Here is a 7,381-nt window from a genome sequence, read left to right as displayed (position 1 = left end):
AGCGCGGCCGGCGCCGGCGCCGGCCCGGGGGTGGCGGCGCGGCGGCTACCGGGTGGTCGCCGTCCGGGTGCGCTCGCGGCGGTCCAGCACCAGGCCGAGGCCGATCATCCCGACGCCCAGCACGAAGTGCAGCCAGTTGTCGGCGGTGTTGAGCGGCACGAAGTTGGCGGCGGACTCATGGTCGATCAGCAGGCCGTAGATCCACAGCACCAGGTAGATCGCGCCGCCGCCGACGAGGAAGGCGCGGGCGCCGCTCGCGGAGCGGGCCAGCACCAGGCCGGCGACGCCGAACAGCAGGTGCACGATGTTGTGCAGGATCGAGACCTGGAAGATCCCGAGCAGCATCGCCTCGGACTCGTGACCGGCGAACTGCATGGTGTCGTAGTCGGAGGTGATACCCGGCACGAAGCCGAGGACGCCGACCAGCAGGAACACGGCGCCCACCACGAGCGCGGCCAACTGCAGGGGGGAGCGCCCGGTCGGGGCGCGGCGCTCGGTCTCCGGGGGTGGGGTGGTAGTCATGGGCTTCTCCTCGCCAAGTGACGGCAGGGGGCACCCCTGTGGCTGAGCACGGCCCTCGCTGGTCGCGAGAGCCCGGCGGACCTCAGGCGGTAGCCCCTGTCAACGGTCACGCGCTGATGCTCGACGCGCATCTCCCAGGATACTCAGCAAATGCGCTGTCTGCCTGCGGAAACGCAGGGCGTGGCGGCACCCGGTGCCCACGCCGGCCGCCGGACCGGCTAGGCGTCCTCGGGGCCCTGCGCCATGTGCGGGTAGCGGTGGTCGGTCGGCGGGACGAACGTCTCCTTGATCGAGCGGGGACTGGTCCAACGCAGCAGGTTGCTCGCGGCGCCGGCCTTGTCGTTGGTGCCCGAGCCGCGGGCGCCGCCGAACGGCTGCTGGCCGACCACCGCGCCGGTGGGCTTGTCGTTGACGTAGAAGTTGCCGGCCGCCTTGCGCAGCCGCTCGGACAGCCAGCGCACCGCGCCACGGTCCTGGGCGATGACGGCGCCGGTGAGCGCGTACGGCGCGGCCGACTCCATCTGGTCGACGACGTCCTCGACGTCGGCGTCCTCGTAGACGTGCACCGCCAGGATGGGCCCGAAGTACTCGGTGGTGAAGATCTCGTCGGTCGGGTCGGTGCCCTCGATCACCGTCGGCCGCACGAACCAGCCGACCGAGTCGTCGGTCTGCCCGCCGGCGACGACACGCAGGCTGTCCACCGCGCGGGCCCGCTCGATGGCGGCGCGGTGCTTGGCGAAGGCCCGCTCGTCGATGACCGCGCCCATGAAGTGGCCGAAGTCAGTGGGGTCGCCGACGGGCAGCTCGTCCACGTCGGCCAGGAACTGCTCGCTCATCTGCTCCCACACCGACCGCGGCACGTAGGCCCGGGAGGCCGCCGAGCACTTCTGGCCCTGGAACTCGAACGCCCCGCGCAGCAGCGCCACCCGCACCACGTCCGGGTCGGCGCTGGGGTGGGCCACCACGAACCCCTTGCCGCCGGTCTCGCCGACGATCCGGGGGTAGCTGCGGTAGCCGCTGATGTTCTCCCCGACGGTGCGCCACAGGTGCTGGAAGGTCGGGGTGGACCCGGTGAAGTGGATGCCGGCCAGGTCCGGGTGGGTCAGCGCGACCTCCGAGACCGCCGTGCCGTCGCCGGGCAGCAGGTTGACCACGCCGGGCGGCAGTCCGGCCTCCTCCAGTAGCCGCATCGTCAGGTGCGCGGCCAGCTGCTGGGTCGGGGCGGGCTTCCACAGCACGGTGCAGCCCATCAGCGCCGGGGCGGTCGGCAGGTTGCCGGCGATCGCGGTGAAGTTGAACGGCGTGATCGCGTAGACGAACCCCTCCAGCCCGCGGTGGTCGGTGCGGTTCCACACCCCGCGGCTGTTGGCGACCGGCTGCTGGGCCAGGATCTGCCGGGCGTAGTGCACGTTGAACCGCCAGAAGTCGATGAGCTCGCAGGCGGAGTCGATCTCGGCCTGGAAGGCGGTCTTGGACTGGCCCAGCACGGTCGCGGCGTTGAGCCGTTGCCGCCACGGGCCGGCCAGCAGGTCGGCAGCCTTGAGGAAGATCGCCGCGCGCTCGTCGAACGGCGTCGCCGCCCAGTCCTCGGCCGCGGCGGCCGCCGCCGCGATCGCGTCCTCCGCGTCCTGGGTGCCGGCCTCCCGGCCGCTGCCCAGCACGTGCTGGTGGTCGTGCGGCTGCACGACGGTGAACTCCGGGCCCTGGCCGGAGCGCTGCCGGCCGCCGACGGTGACGGTGAGATCGACCTTGGTCGCCTCCATCCGGGCGATCTCGGCCTGCAGGGCCGCCCGCTCCGGCGAGCCCGGCGCGTAGTCCAGCGTCGGCTCGTTGACGGGGGCGGGGGGCGTGGTGACGGCGTCCATGGGCGCTCCTGGTGGTCGCGGTGTGCGGGCCCGGTCGGGCGGGTGCTCCGGTGTCTGACGGCGAGCCTACGCAGCGCCGCTACCGGAACCCACCGACACCTGTCAGAATCCTCGGGTGGTCTCATCAGACACCTGGATGACGTCAGCGGGGATGACGGCGTGAGCGTGGAGCTGGACGAGCTGGTCGAGGACATGGCCGCCGCCCTCGGCGCGCCCTGCGTGCTCGAGGACGCCGACTTCCGGCTGGTCGGGTACGCCGCGCAGGAGGGCGTGGACGAGGTCCGCCGCCGCTCCATCCTGGAGCGGCGCTCAACGCCCGAGGTGACGGCGTGGTTCCACGCCCACGGCATCCGGGAGGCGACCACACCGGTGCGGACGCCGGCGGATACGCGGCTGGGCATCAGCGCGCGGCTGTGCGTCCCCGCGCGGCACCTGAACCGGGTGCACGGCTACTTCTGGCTCATCGACCCCGACGACACCATCACCGAGGAGCTGTGGCCGGAGGCGATGCGGATCGCGGCCACGGCCGGCCTGCTGCTCAGCCGCGCCGGACGGCAGCGGCTCCGGCTGGAGGCGCACCTCGCCGACCTGCTGCACGGCGACCCCGACTCCGCCCGGCAGGCCGGTGAGGAGCTGGTGGCACTGGCACGGCTCGACCCCGCTGCGCCCGTCGCGTGCGTGGTGGTGCACGGCGGCGAGGAGGACCTGCAGCTATGTGCCCGCCGCGGCCGGGAGCCGGCGGTGTGGATCCGGGAGCGGCCGGGGGAGTGGGTGGTGCTGGTGCCCGCGGGGCGGCTGCCGGACAGCGGTGGCGGCACGGGCGCCGCCCCGCGTGCCGAGCTGCTGGGCCGGCTCACCGCCGCCCAGTCGGTCCGGCCCGCGCTAGCCGCCCGGATGGTCTGCGGTATCGGCCCGGAGGCCGTCGCCACGGCCTCCCCGGAGCTGGCCGACAGCTGGCGTGCGGCCCGGCTGGCGCTGCGGGTGGCACGCCGGCGCGGCGAGCCGCAGGCGGCATGGCCGGAGCTGGGGGCGCTGCGGCTGCTCGGGCACCTGGGACCGGAGGACCTCCGGCAGGCGGTGTTCTCCGACCGGGCCGGCCGGTTCGCGCTCGAGGGCGACCCGGCCCTGGTGGAGACCGCGGCCACCTACCTGGACCTCGCCGGCAGCGTCGCCCGCACCGCCGACCGGCTCGCGCTGCACCGGCAGAGCCTCTACCACCGGCTGCGGCGCATCGAGGAGGCCACCGGGTTGCGGCTCGCCGACGGCGACGACCGGCTCACGCTGCACCTGGCACTGCGGATGGCGCCCTTCGTGGGCGACGGAGCGTGACCAGGCGGCCCCGCTGCGGGCCACCCGCGGCTAGTCCGGTGGCGGCGGTGGCCGGTATCCCTGTCCACCCGGCGGTGGCGGCGGCTGGTGGCCCTGTCCGCCCGGCGGTGGCGGCGGCCGGTAACCCGGCCCGCCCGGGGGCGGCGGGTAGCCGCCGCCCGATGGCCGGTACCCGGGGCCGCCCCCGCCCTGGGGCGAGGTGACCGCCCGCTTGTCCTGGTTGCGGCCGACCAGGTAGATGATCGCCCCGACGATCATCAGCACGACACCCAGGCCCACGCCGAACAGGCCGCCGACCACGCCCAGGACCGAGCCGACGGTGCCGAACACGTCCAGCGGTGGCCCGACGAATGTCGGCGGCCCGGCGCACTCGACCACGTGGTCACCGGACTGCCCGGCCTCGAAGCCGCCGAGGTTGAAGTAGGACTCCTGCCCGTCCGAGCCCTCGATGGTGGACGTGCGCCGCAGCGGCAGGTCCTGCCCGTCCGGTCCGGTGACCGTGCACTCGGCCCGCTCCTGGCCCTGCTCCAGCTGGTAGATCTCCCGGGCCTCGCCCTCCTGCAGCGTCACCGTGGTGGATCCCTCGACCGGCTCGGCCTGCTCGACGAGGGTGGTGACCTCGTCGTAGGTGCGCCAGCCCAGCAGCGCCGTCAGCACCGTGGAGATGAGGGCGATGACCACCCCCGTCCAGAACGTGATCGCCCCGCCCCGGCGCTTGCCGCGCCCGGGCAGCCGCGTCCTGGTTCGCTCACTCATCGGTCTCTCCCATCGTCAGCAGGCGCCGCCGGCCAGCGGCCGCCCCCGCAGCGGCCGCAGGTCGGCCAGCTTCCCCCGCACCGCTCCCGGGGCACCGCGCGACTGCGCCCGCGCCTCTGCCCGGAGCGGGGCACGGGCCAGTACGGTCAGCCGCGCAGCACGTCAGCCAGGCCGCCGCCCCGGCTGCGGTTGCCCCCGCCGTCGCCGGTGGGGGTCGGCTTGCCCTCCGAGGGCTGCACCAGCACGTGTCCCTGGCCGGAGAAGCCCATCTGCACCATCTCCCCGGTCCCGCCGCGCACCAGCGAGGCCAGCCCGCCGGTGTCGACCCGGACGTCCATGTGCACGCCGGCGGTCCACATCACCACAGCCTGGGCGTCGGCGAACGTCTGCGCGCCGCTCACGTCCAGCGCGACGGGCGGGCCCTCGGTGGTCACGGCGACGTAGCCGGTCCCGCGCAGCGACACGTTGTAGAGGCCGCCGGCCATCATCCCGCCGCGGGCCTGCACCCGGTGGATGTCCCAGTCGATCGAGTGGCTGAACGCGAGCACGTTCTTGCCGTTGACCGAGACCATGTCGTCCTCCAGGTAGAGGACCTGCACGTCGGCCGCCCCGTCGGCGAGGAACATCTCGCCCTGGCCGGAGCACTGCATCATCGGCACGCCCTCGCCGGTCAGCTTCGACTTCAGGAACCGGTCCAGCCCCCCGGAGCCCTTGTTGGCGAACTTCACGTCCCCCTGGTAGGCGACCATCGAGCCCGCCCGGGCCCACACCGGCCCGTAGCCCATCTGCACCTTCAGCATCTTGGAGTTCTGGGTGACGAACGGGTCCTGGGACTGGTCCTCCTGGAACCGCTCGAACAGCTGGCCATGGATCGTCACGGGATTCCCCTCTCCTCCCGGCGCCCCCTGCGGGTGCCGCTGCAGCCGAGTATGGAGCCCACGCGCGGCCGCTGTCACGGACCGCGGGGTCCGCAGGTTCCCCAACGGGCTGCCCGGTGACGCTTACCCGGAGCACCGGCGCGGCGGCTGCCCTGCGCGCGTACCGTGGCTGCATGGCGCAGCAGCCCTGGGCCTCGGCGGGGCAGCCGTCCTCGCCGGGGCCGCCGATGCCGTCCGTCGCCGGGGTCAGGCACCGGTTCGTCGACCTGCCGGCGCTGCGGGTGCACGTGGCCGAGGCTGGGCTCGACCGCGCCGACCGGTCACGGCCGCCGGTCGTGCTGCTGCACGGCGTCCCGCAGCACTGGTGGGAGTGGCGCGGGGTGATCCCCGAGCTCGCGACCAGCCACCACGTGATCTGCCCTGACCTGCGGGGTGCGGGCTGGACCGACGCGCCGCCCAGCGGTTACCGGCGGCCCGTGCTGATGTCGGACGTGTGGGACCTGCTCGATGCCCTCGGCCAGGACCGGGTGCACCTGGTCGCGCACGACTGGGGCGCGCTGCTGGCCTTCGAGCTGGCGCTCGCCCGGCCCGACCGGGTGGCCTCGCTCGTCAGCATCAGCGTCCCGCACCCGTGGCAACGGCTCACGCCACGGATGCTCCCGCTGCTGCTGCGCGCCGGCTACCAGCTGCCGATGGTGACCCCGTGGCTGGGTCCCCGGTTGCTGAGCCGGGGCGAGCAGCGGCTGCCGCGTCGGCTGCTCACCGCCACCTCGACCCGCCCGGAGATCTGGACACCGGAGGTGGTGGCCGCGTTCGTGGACGTGCTGCGCGACCCCGCACGGGCCCGGGCGGTCACCGCGCTCTACCGGCACTTCATCCAGCCGGAGGCGGCGCGGTTCCTCGGCGGGGCGCACCGGGACGCCAGGCTGGAGCAGCCGGTGCGGGTGCTGGTGGGAGCGCAGGACCCGCTGGTGCGTCCGGCGGACCTGGACCGCCAGGTGAGCAACGCACCGCGCCTGCGCGTGGTGGCGGTCGAGGGTGCGTCGCACTGGGTGGTCGACGAGCGCCCGGACGCGGTGGTCGCGGTGGTGCGGGAGACCGTCGCTGCGGCGGAACTGAGGTAGTCGACTACCCGTGACGGCGGCGGCCGCTGCGGCCGACGCTGGAGCTCCCGTGACGAGGAGACTCCCATGCGTATCGCCCACCGCGCCCTGGTCCCGCTGGCCGCCGCCGCGCTGCTGGCCACCGCCGCAGTGCCGGCCGCGGCCGCCAGCTCCGGCAACGGACCGGAGCTGGCCGCCGCCCGTGCGGCGACCGTGAAGTACCACGACATCGACACCGCGCTGGCCGACGGCTACGCGCTCGGCTCGGAGTGCGTGCCCGGCATGGGCTACCACTACGTGCGCGGCGTCGCCGACGGGCAGGAAGGCCTGGACCCGCTGGCCCCCGAGATCCTGGTCTACGCCCCGCGCCCGAACGGCGGGCTGCGGCTGGTGGCGGTGGAGTACGCCTCCTGGACGCCCGCCGAGCTCTACGGGCAGCAGTTCGACCCCCCGACCGCGCCGTTCGGCCCGCCGTTCTACACGCTGCACGCGTGGGTCTGGCAGGGCAACCCGGACGGGGTGTTCACCCCGTTCAACCCGAACATCAGCTGCCCGGCGCACTGACCCGGAGGAAGCGGCGTGGCCGCACCGGTCACTCCCGCTCAACCCGGACGAGGGCCACCAGCGCCTGCCGGCTCGGCGCGTCCGCCTTGGCTCGGGCCCGGTAGACGTGACCCTCCACGGTGCGCACCGAGACCCCTAGCCGCTCGGCGACCGCCCGGTTGCTCAGCCCGGTAGCGGCCAGCTCCACCACCTCCCGCTCGCGGCCGGTCAGCGGCAGCCGGCGGGGTGAGCCACCCCGCAGCGCGGGCGTCGTGGCCCCGCCACACTGCCGGGCTAGTTGCGTCGCCTGGGCCGCGGCCTGGTGCGAGGCCATCCGGTCGCCGCGGCGCTCGGCGAGCCGGGCGGACTGGGCCCACGCGTCGGC

The 7,381-nt window shown here is 74.4% G+C and carries 8 protein-coding genes; 3 read left to right on the top strand and 5 right to left on the bottom strand.

Features of this window, described 5'->3' with window-relative positions:
• Nucleotides 1-45: 45 nt before the first annotated feature.
• On the bottom strand, nucleotides 46-522 hold the full coding sequence (locus GFJ45_RS14160) for a DUF4383 domain-containing protein (protein ID WP_153398324.1): 477 nt from the start codon (nucleotides 520-522) through the stop codon (nucleotides 46-48).
• 218 nt (nucleotides 523-740) lie between these two features.
• Complete coding sequence (gene pruA, locus GFJ45_RS14155) at nucleotides 741-2,387, bottom strand: L-glutamate gamma-semialdehyde dehydrogenase (RefSeq protein ID WP_153398322.1); 1,647 nt, start codon at nucleotides 2,385-2,387, stop codon at nucleotides 741-743.
• Between the two features lie 159 nt (nucleotides 2,388-2,546).
• Between pruA and GFJ45_RS14150 the strand changes: the two genes are divergently transcribed.
• Nucleotides 2,547-3,716 (top strand): PucR family transcriptional regulator, encoded by a 1,170-nt coding sequence (locus GFJ45_RS14150; RefSeq protein WP_153398320.1) that lies wholly within the window; start codon nucleotides 2,547-2,549, stop codon nucleotides 3,714-3,716.
• A gap of 30 nt (nucleotides 3,717-3,746) precedes the next feature.
• On the opposite strand, the gene GFJ45_RS16465 is transcribed toward GFJ45_RS14150, so the two are convergent.
• Nucleotides 3,747-4,472, bottom strand: a complete 726-nt coding sequence (locus GFJ45_RS16465) for a hypothetical protein (RefSeq protein ID WP_194288684.1) — start codon at nucleotides 4,470-4,472, stop codon at nucleotides 3,747-3,749.
• Between the two features lie 146 nt (nucleotides 4,473-4,618).
• Nucleotides 4,619-5,350 carry an AIM24 family protein gene (locus tag GFJ45_RS14140; protein ID WP_153398319.1) on the bottom strand — a complete coding sequence of 244 codons (732 nt, stop codon included), beginning with the start codon at nucleotides 5,348-5,350 and terminating at the stop codon, nucleotides 4,619-4,621.
• A 173-nt stretch (nucleotides 5,351-5,523) separates the two neighbouring features.
• Here GFJ45_RS14140 and GFJ45_RS14135 point away from each other — a divergent pair, with 173 nt between their 5' ends.
• Together GFJ45_RS14135 and GFJ45_RS14130 are read left to right on the top strand one after the other, a co-directional pair.
• Nucleotides 5,524-6,474: an alpha/beta fold hydrolase gene (locus GFJ45_RS14135; protein ID WP_228387081.1), complete on the top strand. Its 951-nt coding sequence runs from the start codon at nucleotides 5,524-5,526 to the stop codon at nucleotides 6,472-6,474.
• Nucleotides 6,475-6,540: 66 nt separating this feature from the next.
• A complete protein-coding gene (locus GFJ45_RS14130; protein WP_153398317.1) occupies nucleotides 6,541-7,017 on the top strand; it encodes a hypothetical protein in 477 nt (158 codons plus the stop codon).
• A 28-nt stretch (nucleotides 7,018-7,045) separates the two neighbouring features.
• On the opposite strand, the gene GFJ45_RS14125 is transcribed toward GFJ45_RS14130, so the two are convergent.
• Nucleotides 7,046-7,381: response regulator transcription factor (locus GFJ45_RS14125; RefSeq protein WP_194288683.1), on the bottom strand; the 336-nt coding region annotated here is incomplete at its 5' end.

Source organism: Ornithinicoccus halotolerans, from assembly GCF_009602535.1.
Classification (GTDB): Bacteria; Actinomycetota; Actinomycetes; order Actinomycetales; family Dermatophilaceae; genus Ornithinicoccus; species Ornithinicoccus halotolerans.
This window is presented reverse-complemented; position numbering and strand designations above follow the sequence as displayed.